Genomic DNA, 272 nt, shown 5'->3' on the forward strand with positions numbered 1-272 from the left:
GACGAAGAAGCGTACAAGGTTCAACTGCCGGGCTGGCTCTCCACCGTCGCGCCCGACATCGTCAACTGGCATGACGGCGAGCGCATGGCGTATTACGCGCAGCGCGGCCTGTTCGAGGATTTGAGCGGCGACTGGGCAAAGAACGGCTGGAACGACATGTATGCGTCGACCAAGGAAGCGTCGTCGTATAAAGGCAAGCAGTATGCCGCGCCGACCGTGTATTACTCGTGGGGCATGTTCTATCGCAAGGATCTGTTCCAGAAAGTCGGCAT

1 protein-coding gene is annotated in these 272 nt (G+C 58.5%); it reads left to right on the forward strand.

What is annotated here, in order from left to right:
• Positions 1 to 272, forward strand: a 272-nt coding sequence (locus tag SB751_RS30545; RefSeq protein ID WP_410749090.1) for an extracellular solute-binding protein, incomplete at both ends; no start/stop codon positions are given.

The organism is Cupriavidus sp. SIMBA_020 (genome assembly GCF_046535395.1).
Lineage (GTDB): Bacteria > Pseudomonadota > Gammaproteobacteria > Burkholderiales > Burkholderiaceae > Cupriavidus > Cupriavidus campinensis.